The 14,659-nt window shown below is 35.9% G+C and carries 15 protein-coding genes, 1 riboswitch and 1 other annotated feature; of the genes, 5 read left to right on the forward strand and 10 right to left on the reverse strand.

Features of this window, described 5'->3' with window-relative positions:
* Positions 1–322: 322 nt before the first annotated feature.
* The 3 genes from AC3EMB_RS25085 (at position 323) to AC3EMB_RS25095 (ending at position 2,766) form a co-directional block, all read left to right on the forward strand.
* On the forward strand, positions 323–667 hold the full coding sequence (locus AC3EMB_RS25085; RefSeq protein WP_000760481.1) for a winged helix-turn-helix transcriptional regulator: 345 nt from the start codon (positions 323–325) through the stop codon (positions 665–667).
* Between the two features lie 435 nt (positions 668–1,102).
* Positions 1,103–1,543 (forward strand): DUF1641 domain-containing protein, encoded by a 441-nt coding sequence (locus AC3EMB_RS25090; protein WP_001115310.1) that lies wholly within the window; start codon positions 1,103–1,105, stop codon positions 1,541–1,543.
* Positions 1,544–1,587: 44 nt separating this feature from the next.
* The gene (locus AC3EMB_RS25095) at positions 1,588–2,766 is read left to right on the forward strand and encodes an NAD(P)/FAD-dependent oxidoreductase (protein ID WP_000043199.1); all 1,179 of its coding nucleotides are present in this window, start codon (positions 1,588–1,590) and stop codon (positions 2,764–2,766) included.
* Between the two features lie 190 nt (positions 2,767–2,956).
* Here AC3EMB_RS25095 and tyrS read toward each other — a convergent pair whose 3' ends face one another.
* The 5 genes from tyrS to AC3EMB_RS25120 all read right to left on the reverse strand — a co-directional run bounded on the left by tyrS (position 2,957) and on the right by AC3EMB_RS25120 (position 9,087).
* Complete coding sequence (gene tyrS, locus AC3EMB_RS25100) at positions 2,957–4,219, reverse strand: tyrosine--tRNA ligase (protein WP_075719252.1); 1,263 nt, start codon at positions 4,217–4,219, stop codon at positions 2,957–2,959.
* A gap of 56 nt (positions 4,220–4,275) precedes the next feature.
* Positions 4,276–4,491 (reverse strand) — a binding site (T-box leader).
* Positions 4,492–4,588: 97 nt separating this feature from the next.
* A complete protein-coding gene (murB, locus tag AC3EMB_RS25105; protein ID WP_001057106.1) occupies positions 4,589–5,506 on the reverse strand; it encodes a UDP-N-acetylmuramate dehydrogenase in 918 nt (305 codons plus the stop codon).
* Positions 5,507–5,889: 383 nt separating this feature from the next.
* Positions 5,890–6,285 (reverse strand): SET domain-containing protein, encoded by a 396-nt coding sequence (locus AC3EMB_RS25110; protein ID WP_000573647.1) that lies wholly within the window; start codon positions 6,283–6,285, stop codon positions 5,890–5,892.
* Between the two features lie 208 nt (positions 6,286–6,493).
* Positions 6,494–7,996, reverse strand: coding sequence for a DUF4077 domain-containing protein (locus AC3EMB_RS25115; RefSeq protein WP_095690018.1), 1,503 nt, complete (start codon positions 7,994–7,996; stop codon positions 6,494–6,496).
* 32 nt (positions 7,997–8,028) lie between these two features.
* Positions 8,029–9,087 (reverse strand): endonuclease/exonuclease/phosphatase family protein, encoded by a 1,059-nt coding sequence (locus AC3EMB_RS25120; RefSeq protein ID WP_098126706.1) that lies wholly within the window; start codon positions 9,085–9,087, stop codon positions 8,029–8,031.
* A 232-nt stretch (positions 9,088–9,319) separates the two neighbouring features.
* A riboswitch (Fluoride riboswitch) is annotated at positions 9,320–9,379 on the forward strand.
* A gap of 54 nt (positions 9,380–9,433) precedes the next feature.
* Between AC3EMB_RS25120 and crcB (AC3EMB_RS25125) the strand changes: the two genes are divergently transcribed.
* The gene (crcB, locus tag AC3EMB_RS25125; RefSeq protein WP_069356665.1) at positions 9,434–9,838 is read left to right on the forward strand and encodes a fluoride efflux transporter CrcB; all 405 of its coding nucleotides are present in this window, start codon (positions 9,434–9,436) and stop codon (positions 9,836–9,838) included.
* Positions 9,835–10,191 (forward strand): fluoride efflux transporter CrcB, encoded by a 357-nt coding sequence (gene crcB / locus AC3EMB_RS25130; protein ID WP_488517329.1) that lies wholly within the window; start codon positions 9,835–9,837, stop codon positions 10,189–10,191. Before crcB (AC3EMB_RS25125) ends, crcB (AC3EMB_RS25130) begins: the two co-directional genes overlap by 4 nt.
* Before the next feature lie 29 nt (positions 10,192–10,220).
* Here the strand turns inward: crcB (AC3EMB_RS25130) and AC3EMB_RS25135 are convergent, their stop codons facing one another.
* From AC3EMB_RS25135 to speG, 5 genes are all read right to left on the reverse strand, one after another.
* Positions 10,221–10,460, reverse strand: a complete 240-nt coding sequence (locus AC3EMB_RS25135) for a DUF3947 family protein (protein ID WP_029443564.1) — start codon at positions 10,458–10,460, stop codon at positions 10,221–10,223.
* Positions 10,461–10,538: 78 nt separating this feature from the next.
* Positions 10,539–10,751 carry a DUF3955 domain-containing protein gene (locus AC3EMB_RS25140; RefSeq protein ID WP_000792612.1) on the reverse strand — a complete coding sequence of 71 codons (213 nt, stop codon included), beginning with the start codon at positions 10,749–10,751 and terminating at the stop codon, positions 10,539–10,541.
* Between the two features lie 180 nt (positions 10,752–10,931).
* Positions 10,932–12,125 (reverse strand): MFS transporter, encoded by a 1,194-nt coding sequence (locus tag AC3EMB_RS25145; RefSeq protein WP_053563391.1) that lies wholly within the window; start codon positions 12,123–12,125, stop codon positions 10,932–10,934.
* Positions 12,126–12,130: 5 nt separating this feature from the next.
* Positions 12,131–13,678 (reverse strand): ABC-F family ATP-binding cassette domain-containing protein, encoded by a 1,548-nt coding sequence (locus AC3EMB_RS25150; RefSeq protein WP_488517330.1) that lies wholly within the window; start codon positions 13,676–13,678, stop codon positions 12,131–12,133.
* A 437-nt stretch (positions 13,679–14,115) separates the two neighbouring features.
* The gene (gene speG / locus AC3EMB_RS25155; protein ID WP_001071094.1) at positions 14,116–14,631 is read right to left on the reverse strand and encodes a spermidine N1-acetyltransferase; all 516 of its coding nucleotides are present in this window, start codon (positions 14,629–14,631) and stop codon (positions 14,116–14,118) included.
* Positions 14,632–14,659: the final 28 nt, after the last annotated feature.

Raw genomic sequence — 14,659 nt, forward strand, 5'->3', positions numbered from 1 at the left:
TTGAATTCCTCCTTATTACAAGAAATCCAATCATAATAGTATGATAAAAAGGCCCTTTTATCTTCTAAAAAATATATTTCATACTTACAAATGCTATTATGAATGGTTTCATTCCTTTTTTGAAGAACGCACTTTAAAGTACGATAGGCACTAAAAAGTAACATAGTCACTTTTTGGTACCGTACTACTCATTTGCCTCTTACATGTGCTATTATGAAACATATTTAACATAATAAAAAGTACGTACTTTAAAGTGCTATAGGTACTAAAAAGTAACATTTGTATTATTAAACTTACTTTACTCAAAAAGGGAGGGGTTCATATGAAGAAATACAATATTCCTGTAGAGGCGACTTTAGAAGTTATCGGCGGCAAATGGAAAGTTGTTATTCTTTGTCACTTAACGAAAGGTACAAAGAGAACGAGTGAATTAAAACGCTCAATGCCTGGTATTACACAAAAAATGTTAACGCAGCAATTACGTGAATTAGAAGACGACGGGGTCATTCAAAGAAAAGTATACAACCAAGTCCCACCGAAAGTAGAATATTCTCTTACCGACTACGGTTGGTCTTTAGAATCCATTCTTGACTCTCTTTGTTCTTGGGGCGAATGCCATCTTGAAAAAGAAGGTAACACATCGATGCTAATTGCAGAAGGTGAATAATAGGAAAAAGGAAAAAACGAACATGAATTTGTTCGTTTTTTCCTTTTTTTCTCTATATATATGTACATTTCTAACTGAAACAAAATATTTTATACGCTTTCATACCTTGTCAGCACTACGTTATACACTCAATATCAAATAATTAGGAATCATTTTTATGTTAACATAGGTGTATATAGTATATAATATAGGATATATATTATATACACTTTCCGGTAACGGAGCTTTTCCATTATGCGGACAAGCCATATATCGGACAGTTCATAAATAATAAGTAAGACGTTATGGTTTTAGATTTATGTTTGCAGCTTACTTGCTGTCATAAATTTAAAGGCATTTTATTGTGTTTTGTGAAACTTTGCATAAAGTTTCGTAAACGTTTACTATCTTACTTATAAAAAATAAGAGTATTGCTATCGTAAAGGAGAATTGGAGATGCCAGAAACTATGACTCAAACAAAGCCAGAACAAGAAACTGTACAAATTTCTGCTAGCCAAGGACAACTTGATGTACTTGATCAGTTGTTAAAACCTGAGGTACAAGAATCATTAACAACACTAGTAGAACAGCTTCCAAAATTAACTGAGCTTGTTAACATTTTAACTAAGTCTTATGACTTCGCTCAAACTGTTGCTACTGATGAAGTATTAAAAAGCGACACTGTTGGTGCAATTACAGAGCTTGTAGAACCTGTAAAAGATACAGTGAAAAGCATGGCTGCAACTGCAATCGAAGCGAAAGATCGTGCTGACGAAAGTACTGAAGTTATCGGCCTATTCGGTCTATTAAAATTACTAAAAGATCCACAAGCACAAAAAATGTTCCGCTTTGTGAACGCATATCTTCAAATTAGTGCAGAACGTAACAATAAATAATTTAACTTATAACAACAATTAGTAAAGACGGGGGATATCATACTATGTCAAAACAAATTGTCATCTTAGGCGCTGGTTATGGCGGTCTTCTTGCCGCTTTAAACGTACGTAAATATTACAGCAAATCAGAAGCACAAGTTACAGTGATTAACCAATACCCAACACACCAAATCATCACTGAATTACACCGCCTTGCAGCTGGTAACGTGTCTGAGCAAGCAATTGCAATGCCACTTACAAAGCTTTTCAAAGGTAAAGATATCGATCTTAAAATTGCAACAGTTGAGTCATTCTCAGTTGATAGCAAAGAAATCAAACTAGCTGGCGGCACTACTTTATCTTACGATGCACTTGTAGTTGCTTTAGGAAGTAAAACTGCTTACTTCGGTATTCCAGGACTAGAAGAAAACAGCATGGTATTAAAATCTGCTGCTGATGCAAACAAAATCTACAAACACGTTGAAGACCGTATTCGTGAATACGCGAAAACGAAAAACGAAGCTGATGCTACAATCGTAATCGGTGGTGGCGGATTAACTGGCGTTGAGCTAGTTGGTGAGCTTGCTGACATTATGCCTAAACTTGCAAAAAGCCACGGCGTAAATCCAAAAGAAGTTAAACTTCTTCTTGTTGAAGCAGGTCCAAAAATCCTTCCAGTATTACCAGACCACTTAATCGAACGTGCAACTACTAGCCTAGAAGCACGCGGCGTTACATTCTTAACTGGTCTTCCTGTAACAAACGTTGCTGGCAATGAAATCGACTTAAAAGACGGTCAAAAACTTGTTGCTAACACATTCGTTTGGACAGGTGGCGTTCAAGGTAACCCATTAATCGGTGAATCAGGTCTTGAAGTTAACCGTGGACGTGCAACAGTTGATGCATACCTACAATCTACTTCTCACAAAGACGTATTTGTTGCTGGAGACAGCGCTGTTGTCTTCTCTCCAGACGGTCGTCCATACCCACCAACTGCACAAATCGCTTGGCAAATGGGTGAGTTAATTGGATACAACTTATACGCAGCACTAGAAGGCAAAGCATTCGAAGAGTTCGCACCTGTAAACTCTGGAACACTTGCTAGTCTAGGACGTAAAGATGCGGTTGCTACAATTGGAGCAAGCAATACTCCACTTAAAGGCTTACCAGCATCATTAATGAAAGAAGCAAGTAACGTTCGTTACTTATCACACATTAAAGGTCTATTCAGCTTAGCTTACTAATCTGAATATAAGCCCGAATCATGCCCAGCATGGTTCGGGCTATTTTTATCCGTAATTTTCTCTAACTTATTTATTCGGCAAAAGAATAATATAACCCTTTTAATTATCTAAATTTACTGATTATTTTATGTCCAAATTGTGTATACGAAAAGATGGAAGTATTCTTCCTACTCCCATCCTTTCACACAAACTATTCGCCTAACTTCACAAGGCTGTAGTTCTTCTTCCCTTTACGAATAATAATAAATCTGCCATCAAATGAATTTTCTACAGTAACATCCGTACCCACATCTGTTACTTTCTCACCATTCATAGAAATCGCACCATTATTAATGTCTTCGCGTGCTTGGCGTCTAGATGGTTCAATTCCTAAATCGACTAGCCACTCTACGATGTTTTTCGTCTCTTTTGAAGACTGGAACGTTGGCATTTCTTTAAAGCCTTGTTCAATTTCATCAGCTGTTAACGATTTAATATCCCCGCTAAATAACGCTGCTGTAATCTTCTCAGCTTGTAATAATGCCTCTTCTCCATGAACGAATTTCGTCATTTCTTCCGCTAACACTTTTTGCGCTTCACGTTTATGAGGTTCCGCTTCTACCTTCGCTGCTAATTCATCAATACGCTCTTTCGTTAAGAACGTAAAGTATTTCAAGTATTTAATTACGTCACGGTCATCTGTATTTACCCAGAACTGGTAAAATTCAAACGGTGTCGTTTTTTCAGGATCAAGCCAAACCGCACCACCTGCTGATTTACCAAACTTCGTACCGTCCGATTTTAATAATAACGGAATCGTTAATCCGAATACTTTCGCCTCATGACCTTCTAACTTACGAATTAAATCTAAACCACTCGTAATATTTCCCCACTGGTCACTACCACCAATTTGAAGTTGAACATCCTCTTTCGTGTATAAATGATGGAAATCCAGCGCTTGCAAAATTTGGTATGTGAATTCTGTGAAAGAAATACCTGTATCTAAACGGCTTGCTACAATATCCTTCGCTAACATGCTATTGATGCTAAAGTTTTTCCCGTAATCACGTAAAAACTCAATAATATTTATTTCATGTGTCCAATCATAATTATTTACCATCTTCACTTCGCTATTTCCGCCAAAATCAAATAGCTTTTTCATTTGTGCTGTTAACGCATCTACATTATGCTGAACCACTTCTAACGTTTGAAGTTGACGCTCCGATTGTCGTCCACTCGGATCACCAATTGTTCCTGTTGCCCCGCCAATTAAAATAACAGGATGATGGCCAGCTAATTGGAATCTCTTCATCATCATAAACGGAATCAAATGTCCGATATGCATACTATCACCAGTCGGATCAACTCCGCAGTATAGTGAAATCTTTTTCTCTTCTACTAGCTTACGTAAGCCTTCTTCGTCAGTCTGCTGATTAACGGCGCCACGCCATTCTAATTCATCAATAATATTCATCTTTTGTCATCCCCTTTATTTTTTAAAAACAAAAAAGCCCCTATGTCTACGATAGACATAGGGACGATTATTCACCGTGTTACCACCCAGTTTGCATAAATAGCATAGCTACTCATACCACTCTTAGCAATAATATCGATTGCTAGTCCGCTTAGCATTACCTAAGATACTCCAGAGTGTAATTCGCAAGTTTGTTTGTGCTAGGTTCCAGCAACCCCTAGCTCTCTCGTTAACAGTGACAAACTGCTACTGGGCTCTTTCAACGTATGTTATTTGTTAAATTATTAGCCATTATATTGAATTGAAAACAAATTGTCAACAATACCCAAATATTATTTTAAAATAATTCATATCTTCATACGTATTTCGTTATTCTTTATCTTCTCCAATAATCCTTACTTCTCGCTCCAACTTCACGCCAAATTTCTCTTCAACTGTCTTTTGTACGAAGTGAATTAAATCGATGTAATCTTGTGCTGTTCCGTTATCAACATTCACCATAAATCCAGCGTGTTTTAAAGAAACTTCCACTCCACCAATTCGCTTACCTTGTAGTCCTGAGTCTTGAATTAACTTACCAGCAAAGTTATTTGGTGGACGCTTAAATACGCTACCACATGAAGGATATTCTAGAGGCTGTTTTGACTCACGCTTAAACGTTAAATCATCCATTTTTGCTTTAATTTCTTCACGTACACCTTCTTCAAGTTCAAATCTCGCTTCAAGAATAATGTAATGGTTGTTAGCAAATACACTCTTACGATATCCAAATTCAAATGCTTCTTTCGTCAAAGTACGTAGCTCTCCATCACCTGTCATTACGACAGCTTCTGTTAACACAAACGATACTTCACCACCGTAAGCACCAGCATTCATATATAACGCTCCACCAACTGAACCTGGAATACCACAAGCAAACTCAAGACCCGTTAAGTTATGGTCTAAGGCAATACGTGATACGTCAATAATTGCTGCACCACACTGTGCTACAATCGTCGTTCCTGTTACAGTAACACCTGTAATATGAATTAAACTTACTGTAATCCCGCGAATTCCACCATCTTTAATAATGACATTCGATCCATTTCCTAAAAACGTAACTGGAATATTATATTCGTTCGCATATTTGATAACTTCTTGAATTTCATCATAATTTGTAGGCGCAACAAAAACATCTGCTTTTCCGCCAACTTTAATATGCGTATGATTCTTTAACATTTCATCTTGTTTAACATGTCCTTCAGGCAATACCGTACTTAAATATTTATAAACCTCTTGCATATTCATTTTACGATTCCTCTATTTCTATATTCATTTTATCCCGTTATACGGGCCCATAATATCCCCACGTACATGAAAGAACCTAAAGTGGTGGATACAGTGTACCCAAAATCAATTCGAGACACCTATAAACCTCTTAATTTATAAGAGGTGCCACTCATATTAAAATATATATTGCATAATAAAGCAACCCAAATGGACTACTAAACTTGACATGTCATCAGAAAGACAACAATTTGTAAAATATGTGACTTTTTCAAAACACTATCCCTCAGTATCTTACTATACCATACAAAAAGAAAGTGGTATTTTTTTGTACTTTTTACTTTATTTACATCAACGAAAAAAGAGCACATCCGACAGAATGTGCTCTTTCTATACTCTTTATATTACTTTTCGTTCTCTTCTTTTTCTTTATCAAACCATAACAGCTCATCGTTATCAACTTCACCATTATAATTGATTAAAATTTCTTCTCCTGCTTTTATATCCTTATAAGCAAAGAAGTTAAACGTATGGTTCTCGAAGACAATATCATACGTTGCATTCGGTTTATATGAATGATTAAATAACATACCGTATCCTAAAAGGATTGCCGTATGATTGATCCCATACTCAAATGCGTAGTCAGCAAGTAACGTTTTCTCAATATGTTCATGCTGTTCATTCGGATAAGAGATAACTGGTGCTGCGTGTATCAACTCACCCTTTTTAATATCACGAGTTGCAAATACACCTCTATTAAATTCTCCATCACTAAGTTCAGAAGTCTTAACTTCGATCATATGCGTCACCTATATAATTCTTTCTTTGAAGTATTTTATTCCACTATTTGCGGATAGCTTGATTGGTGAGGGCTAATAATCAGTATGTACTAGTCTCACTTTATCTCCTTAAGCTTGGCAGAAAACGCGCAGAAAAGCAATTAAATTCCTATCAAGTATTCATTTCAATGAAAAAAGAGCACATCATTTGTGCTCTTTCCAAGCAATATTACTTTTCTAAAATATCTTCTAACAACTTCACTTGCTCGCTAACAGTTTGTAACGTCTTCACTGACGTATCATTTCGATGTTTTTCTTCTTCCACACTCGCTAGCACTTCTTCTGTAGCTGTAGAAGTTTGCTGAATTACGTTAGAAGCATGCGTAACATCCTTTACGATATTCGTCGTTTTAACTTGGAAACTTTCTTGATGAACAACAACCTCTCGCATTACTTCATTAATCGCATCAATAAACTTCCCTAAATCAGTTACGTTTGTTAAAACGCTTGCTAACATTTCGTTACACTCTTCTTGTACTCTTTCTGACTTCTCTACCTGCACTTCTACCTTACTTGCTTGATTACTAAACTCCTTCAAAATCCCTTGAATTCTTCCCGCAGAACGATTTGATTCTTCAGCAAGCTTTAACACTTCACTCGCTACAATAGCAAAACCTTTTCCATGCTCGCCTGCCCTGGCAGCTTCAATATTTGCATTTAAAGCTAGCAAACTCGTCTGACTTGAAATATTCGTTATTACATCTACAATTTCATTAATTTGTTTCGATTGCATCATTAAATCTCTAAATATAATTCCAGACTGTGAAACAACATCATTTAAACTTCTCATGTTAGTTTCAAAATTTCTTAGAGTATGTACACTACCTTTTGAAATTTCTAAGCTTTCATCCACACGAGCCGATGCAGTTCTTACTTGAGAGATGATTTGTTCAATATTTCCCTCCATATCATTCAATACTTCTACCGAACGATACATCATCTCTGATTGTGATTGCGTACCAACTGCCACCTCTTCAAAGGCAAAATTAATTTCACTCATCGATTCCATCGACGTGTTCATATTTTGTCTTAAATGATTGAAATTACTATCTAGTTTCACAACTGTTTCTTCAATAAGTCTTTGCGTCTCTTCTAACTCCTGAGCTTTTCTCATTACTTCTTGCTTCTCATCACTTAAACGAAGGAGCAGATTAGAACCGATTTTCGTGACGCCCCACATAGCGATTGTTACAATCGCTAACAAACTTGCGAAATTAGCAGCTTCAGATGAGGCTGTATAAGCAAAAAATTGCTCCGGCCAATAGCTACAAAGGATAAATGTGATCACAACAGCTACCCCGCCAAGAATTAAAATGAGGCGCTCACTTAAGTAAATAAGTGAAACAGCTAATGTAAAATAGACCATTTGAAATACAGCCGGGCTTTCATTAAAAGCTTGTACCATAATGTAAGACATTGTAAGCAACATAAATGTCATGATATATTTATACGCTGATTCCATACTTTTTATAAAAGTAAAAAGCGTTCCAAATACAACGACAGAAATACCACAAATCCAAAACGCTATTGCTCTCTCTGTAAAAATATATCCATAATACCCAATCGCGATTATCCCAAGGAAGAAACTACAAATCGTTATAAACAGTAATAAATGATTTTTCTGTGATTCTTTCTCAAGGTTAGAAAAACAAGTCCTCTTTAACCACTCCATATGAAGCCCCACCTTCTACTTATACATATCAATTACTTCAGTTTAAATACCGCACTTACTGGGTTATGATCGCTATTTTCAAACTTTAAATCTTTCCCTTGTACATTTACAATCTCTACATTCGGTGAAACGATAAAGCCATCAATAATAGTGACGAAATTTTCACCTTCTACATATTTCTTTACATCATCTCTCACAGTCATAACAGACGGATCTACAGCCCACTTAAAGCCACCGTCCGTAAAGTCCTTCGGTAACTCTACTAACCACTCAGGACGCTCTTTCACGAACTTCGGATCACTTAATTGAGCGTTTGAAACTAATTGATTCCAATCTCCGCCCATTATTACGTAATCACCATTTTCATAATGCTTGTTCATATATTCTTTTAAATACTCTACTTGCTGTTTTCTAATTTTCCCGCCTTCATCATAAGCAGACAAATGTAAATTTACGAGTCTAACATGTTTCCCATTATTAACAGGAATTTTATATTCCACAATTGCTCGATCTAAATCAAACAAACGCTTTGGCCAAGGCTCCATTCCAGGAAGCTGGAACCTCTTCGCTTCTTGAACAGTGTATTTAGAAAACGTACTTAATCCAGCCTCCGCATAGCCCATTGGATTTGTTATTGGCACTGGAACCCATTTCGTATCGTAGTTCTTACCAAATGATGAAACATAATCAGGTAATCCTTTTTTCAAAAATTCATGTTCATTTACATCAAATGAACGAAGTGACTTTATATCAACTTCTTGTAATAGTGCAAAATCACTATTCTCATTTTGTAAAAACGAAAGCATATTCTTTAAATTAGTTTCCGTTTGCTCTTTACTACTTGAACCAGATCCCTTTCCACCATCCATAAAGAAATCTTGGTCCTTATCTAACCCAGCATATCCAATATTAAATGTTGTAACTTTAAACTCATTTCCAGTCGCTAATACGCGCTCCTTATTATTCTCCACCTTCAAGCTTATAACATCAGCAGGCTGTTCTTTAGTAAGTGTCATATAAGCTAGAAATCCTCCTACAATGCCCGCTACTACTAAAACACATGTAAATACGATTTTAAAAAATTTCTTCAAATAAATGACTCCTTTTCACGCGAATTTATTTTTCTTTATTTTCAGTCAAATAAAACAAAACGACACACATAAGAAACATTTTATCATAATTAAAACCGTATATCACTATATTTAGTTGATAAGTAATCGATCCCGTTTTAATTACTTAAAAAGCCTTCAGACATCAAAAAAAGAAAAGTTACACCCTCCTCCTCACTGGAAATTAAACGGTATATTTAGTACACTATATGTAATAATCATAGGCGATGGAGTTCGCCATAAACGCTGCTTAGCTAATGACTCCTACCAGTATACATACTGGTAGGAGTCTATTTTTTTGAGCAAGCTATTTAAAGAGGTGAGAAAATTGATTTATATTATCGTCGGCATTGCCGGTATATTAGGAGCTCTTTCTCGTTATTATTTAGGTCTTAATATCTCCACATTTTGGCATCATTCATTTCCATTAGCAACATTACTCATTAACTTAATCGGTTGCTTCTTCTTAGCGTGGCTAACTACTTATATCGCTCGGCTAAACATCTTACCTTCAGAGGTTATCACAGGCATCGGGACTGGATTCATCGGTTCCTTTACGACTTTTTCAACATTTAGTGTAGAAACTGTGCAATTGATCAATCATTCTGAGTGGAGCATAGCCTTCTTATATGTATCATGTAGCATACTTGGTGGCCTCATTATGTCTGGCCTTGGCTATACACTTGGAGATTTCTTAATTAAGAAATCTCTTACGGAAGGTGATTACTCATGATAGAAGCCTTATTAGTCGCAACAGGAGGATTTTTCGGTGCGATTACACGATTTGCAATTAGCAATTGGTTTAAGAAAAGAAATAAAACACAATTTCCAATTGCTACATTCCTTATTAATATAACAGGAGCATTTTTACTCGGATATATAATTGGCAACGGAGTTACTACAGGCTGGCAATTATTATTAGGTACTGGATTTATGGGCGCATTCACTACATTTTCTACGTTTAAATTAGAAGCTGTTCAGCTTCTCAATCGAAAAAATATTAGTACTTTATTTTTATACTTAAGCGCTACTTACATAATTGGTATCCTCTTCGCATTCCTTGGAATGAAGCTAGGTGGAATATAAAAAAAGCGACTCTATTGAGTCGCTTTCTTTCATAAGAAATATGTCCCGCCATATGGAATGGAAAATAAACCAGCTGGATGTACATCGTAATGTACAATTTGCATCGGAAGCTGTGAATACGGCATATACTGACTTTGCATCATTTGTGCTGCTTGTGCTTGCTGCTGCATGTGAATAGCCTGATACACAGCATGAATTGTTCCCTGTGCCCCTGCCCAAGTAATAGCCGATCCTACTTGTCTTCCATTATAAAAATGATGGTTCATCATGATTCATCTCACTTATTCTTTTTTTCCATATGGTATGTTTCTATTTCATAGTGAGTGTTTTGTCCCTATTGGTAGCCCCTATCTATTGCCCTTTTTCAGCTTTGAAGTAATAAATCCAAATAATAATACACCAATGCCACTAAGGAACAATACATAACTTATCGGTACTAGGAAAAAGAAAGGTTCTTCAAGGAATCCATCCGCTCCTACTTTACTGTTTGAAGCATGTATAGTTAAAGAAATAATCGCTAAAATCATGAAAGAAATAGCTACTACGTATTTATTTTTCATTTCACATTCTCCTCTACTTATGTAATTCTCCTTAAATCGTTAACATCATATTATCTAAAATGAAATTAACAGTCAATAATTATTTATTGTTAAACAATAAATAATTATTGACTAAACTAATAACAAAAAGGTTTGCGAAGCATATTAAATTCCTTCACAAACCTTCTAAATTATAAATATTTACACTTCAAACCTCTTGCTTAATACAATATACATTGCGCAAAATAACACGAATATCCCAGCATAAATTAACAAAATCTCTACACTAAGCATATCCGACAACGGACCAAATATTATCATTCCTAAAGGAAGCGCGCATGAATTCGCAATTTGTACAAGGCTGAACATCCGTCCGTGCATCGATGGTTCTACTTTCTCCTGCAATAACACAGTAACTGGTGTATTGAAGCATGGCATTGTTATACCAATTAAAAAATTAAATACTAAATACATAATAAATATCGGTGCTATTCCGAGTCCAATCATAAGCAGCCCATATAATGCACAAGCTAGCGCTGTTGTATACATACGATTACGAAAGCCACCCCACGCCGCAATCAATACGCCACCAGCTGCCGCACCCGCACTAAAGGTCATCTCACTAGCAGTAAGTCTCCACATTTCGGCCCCGAAAGAACGAGTTACCATTAAAGGTGTTAAAAAAGCAGCTGGACTTATTAAAATCATGACGATAATTAATAAAACGATTAGCCTTTTAATAAATACATTTTCTTTTAAATAAGAGAACCCTTCTTTAATTCCTTGTAGATTAGATTTTTGCTTACTCTCTACATTCACATGTCCTTCCACCTGAATGATAAACATAATACTAATTCCAATCATAGCCGTAATAACATCAATAAAAAATGTTGTTTCAATGCTGGCAATAGAAAGAATCGTCGCACTTGCTGCTGGAGAAAGAAACATAATTAAAGATGTAATACTGCTATTTATTCCATTTACTTTCATAAGATACTCTTTCGGAACGATTTGCGGAATTAATGCATTCACAGCTGGCGTTTGTACTCCTGTTCCAGCTGAACGAATGAGTAACACAATAAAAAGTAACCAAATACTTTTATATCCTGTTAAAAATAAAATTGCTAAAACTAACGTCGCAATCGCTATAATCCCATCCGATAACATAATCATCTTTTTACGGTCATAACGATCAATCCAAACACCTGCAAACAAAGATATCGCAATTTGTGGTAGGAAACCGCAAACAGTTGAAATGGTCAACATCACTCCTGATGATGTTGTAAGGGTGATATACCATATAATCGCGTATTGCACGAGAGAGGAACCGAACAACGAAATAGTTTGAGCGGTCAAAAATAATATAATTTTCGTTTTCCAATTGTTTTCACTCATATGTTTCACACCCCCTTAACTAATCCTGTCTCTATATCAAAGATGCTATCTGCCCAATCAAGATAAAAACTCGCTTCGTGAGATACGAGTATAATGCTGCCCTTAAACTGAATTAGCGCCTTTTGCAAAGCTTCCTTCGCTTCTGCATCTAAATGATTTGTCGGCTCATCTAAAATTAAGAAGTTACAAGGTGATAGTAATAATCCGCACAGTTTCACCTTCGATTGTTCACCACCACTTAACATACGAATTTCTTGCGAAACGTGCGTATCCTTCACTCCACACGCAGCTAACTGATGGCGTATTTCCTTCATATTCAGTTTAGGAAACTGTTCTGAAATAATTTGAAGCGGCGTTAAAGAATCGTTGCTCCAATTTAAATCTTGCTCATAATATCCAATCTTTATTTGCTCTGAAAAGTGAAACTCTCCAGAAATACTAGCAATATTTCCAACGATTGTTTTTAATAAAGTAGATTTCCCTACTCCATTGAAACCTGTAATAACAAGTTTTTGCCCACCCATTACTGAAAAATTCAACTTTGGTAAGAGAGCGAAGTCGTAACCAACTTCAAGGTTATTTACTTCAAGAACTGTCTGAACTGAAATGGGAAGTTCCTGAAAATGAATAGACGGTTTATGAGTAAAACTTGGTGGGGCAATTCTTTCCATACGCTCCAATTGTTTTCGACGACCTTGCGCTATTTTTGAATTCACCCCAGCAATATTTCTACGAATATACTCTTCCGTTTTTTCAATTTTCTTTTGCTGTGCATAATATTGGCGAATGTAATCTTTTCGCAAATGCTCCTTCTGCCTTACAAAATCTGAGTATTTACCGTAATACTTCTTAACTGTTCCGAACTCTACATCACATATGCAAGAAGTTACTTTTTCCAGAAAATCAAAATCATGTGACACTACAATAAACGCTCCTTCAAAATTCATTAAATAATTAGCAAGCCACTCCACATGCTCCTTATCAAGAAAATTCGTCGGTTCATCTAGTAATAAAATATTAGGCTCTTCTAATAAGAGCTTCGCTAAAATTACCTTTGCACGCTGCCCTCCGCTTAATTCACCAATAACACGATCCATCCCAATTGCATCAATACCTAAACCGGCTGCCACCTTATTCGTAATACTGTCTACTGAATAAAAATCACGAGCCTCAAGCTGCTCTTGCATTTCAGCCGCTTTTAGTAGTTGATTCTCATCTCCAGTCATTGCACTTTCTTCATATAACTTGTTCATTCTCTTTTCCATTTCATACAAATCATAAAAAGCTCTCTTTAAATATTGTGAAATGGTATAACCCTCATCAATGTCAGCGTATTGATCAAGATGCCCAATTTGAATATTAGGTTGCCACTTTATGTCTCCCTTATCAGAAATAATTTCCCCCACCAATATTTTCATTAATGTGCTTTTTCCTGCACCATTCTGTCCAACAATCCCCATATGCTCCCCTTTATGCAAATCAAAAGAAGCATTCTCGTATAATACTTTATCTATAAAACTATGTGATAAACTTTCAACTTTAAGTAAACTCATTTTTATTCCTCTTTTCCTGAAATTAAAAAAAGCAGAGAGATAGCGTCATTCGACACTAGCCCTCTGCTTCGTGGTTTTTCCTATACTACTCCAATTTACGGTAAAGACTCATCGGAATAATATACACAAAGGGCCATAGACAAAGCATTGTCTATGGCCCCTTAATCTATTTTATACACCAGCTGAAAAACCATAACGAAATAAGCATAGATAAACTATACTTTTTTAGAAAAGTTATTCAGCCGATGAATATAGGGGATTTATACCCCTTGATTAAGCTCCGTACAACGCTTCACCGTATACATTTGTGCGGAGCAAAGTTTTCTAATGAGTTTTACAAATTTTATATAAAGCATATTCTGCACCTTCCTTAATACTTAAAAGGGATTTTAGCATACGGTTTTACGAAGCGTCAACATTACTTCCGAATCTTTCAACTACTTGTTTTCAAAATATTGCTTCTGAAACATACACATTCTTATCGCATTATGATAGTTACCATCAACGAAAAACTCATCGATAAGCTCACCTTCTACAATAAATCCAACCTTTTTATAAACATGTACTGCTTTTTCATTTTCCTTATCCACAACTAAATATATCTTATGCATATTTAATACAGCGAAAGCATAATCCATTGCTAAACGCGTCGCCTCTACTGCATAACCATACCCTTGATAATTCGGATCAATAATAATTTGGAATTCTGTTCTACGATGAATATAATCGATTTCTACTAACTCAACTAATCCAACCATTTCATTGTCTTTCTCAACGATAAATCGGCGTTCGCTTTGATCATGTATATGTTTATCGTATAAGTCTTGCAGCTCCACAAATGCCTCATACGGCTCTTCAAACCAATACGACATAATATGCGCATTATTATTCAGTTCGTGTACGAACTTTAAATCTTCTCGTTCCAATGGACGTAACTTCAATTCCTGATTCATTCCTATAACCTCCAAGTAAAAGAAACCT

It is taken from the genome of Bacillus sp. LQ16, assembly GCF_057784645.1.

Excerpts from the sequence above, each read along its gene's own strand:
- AC3EMB_RS25085 (WP_000760481.1), top strand. The coding sequence starts at position 323 with ATGAAGAAATACAATATTCCTGTAGAGGCGACTTTAGAAGTTATCGGC.
- AC3EMB_RS25090 (WP_001115310.1), top strand. The coding sequence starts at position 1,103 with ATGCCAGAAACTATGACTCAAACAAAGCCAGAACAAGAAACTGTACAA.
- AC3EMB_RS25095 (WP_000043199.1), top strand. The coding sequence starts at position 1,588 with ATGTCAAAACAAATTGTCATCTTAGGCGCTGGTTATGGCGGTCTTCTT.
- tyrS (WP_075719252.1), bottom strand. The coding sequence starts at position 4,219 with ATGAATATTATTGATGAATTAGAATGGCGTGGCGCCGTTAATCAGCAG.
- murB (WP_001057106.1), bottom strand. The coding sequence starts at position 5,506 with ATGAATATGCAAGAGGTTTATAAATATTTAAGTACGGTATTGCCTGAA.
- AC3EMB_RS25110 (WP_000573647.1), bottom strand. The coding sequence starts at position 6,285 with ATGATCGAAGTTAAGACTTCTGAACTTAGTGATGGAGAATTTAATAGA.
- AC3EMB_RS25115 (WP_095690018.1), bottom strand. The coding sequence starts at position 7,996 with ATGGAGTGGTTAAAGAGGACTTGTTTTTCTAACCTTGAGAAAGAATCA.
- crcB (WP_488517329.1), top strand. The coding sequence starts at position 9,835 with ATGATAGAAGCCTTATTAGTCGCAACAGGAGGATTTTTCGGTGCGATT.
- AC3EMB_RS25135 (WP_029443564.1), bottom strand. The coding sequence starts at position 10,460 with ATGATGAACCATCATTTTTATAATGGAAGACAAGTAGGATCGGCTATT.
- AC3EMB_RS25140 (WP_000792612.1), bottom strand. The coding sequence starts at position 10,751 with ATGAAAAATAAATACGTAGTAGCTATTTCTTTCATGATTTTAGCGATT.
- AC3EMB_RS25145 (WP_053563391.1), bottom strand. The coding sequence starts at position 12,125 with ATGAGTGAAAACAATTGGAAAACGAAAATTATATTATTTTTGACCGCT.
- AC3EMB_RS25150 (WP_488517330.1), bottom strand. The coding sequence starts at position 13,678 with ATGAGTTTACTTAAAGTTGAAAGTTTATCACATAGTTTTATAGATAAA.
- speG (WP_001071094.1), bottom strand. The coding sequence starts at position 14,631 with ATGAATCAGGAATTGAAGTTACGTCCATTGGAACGAGAAGATTTAAAG.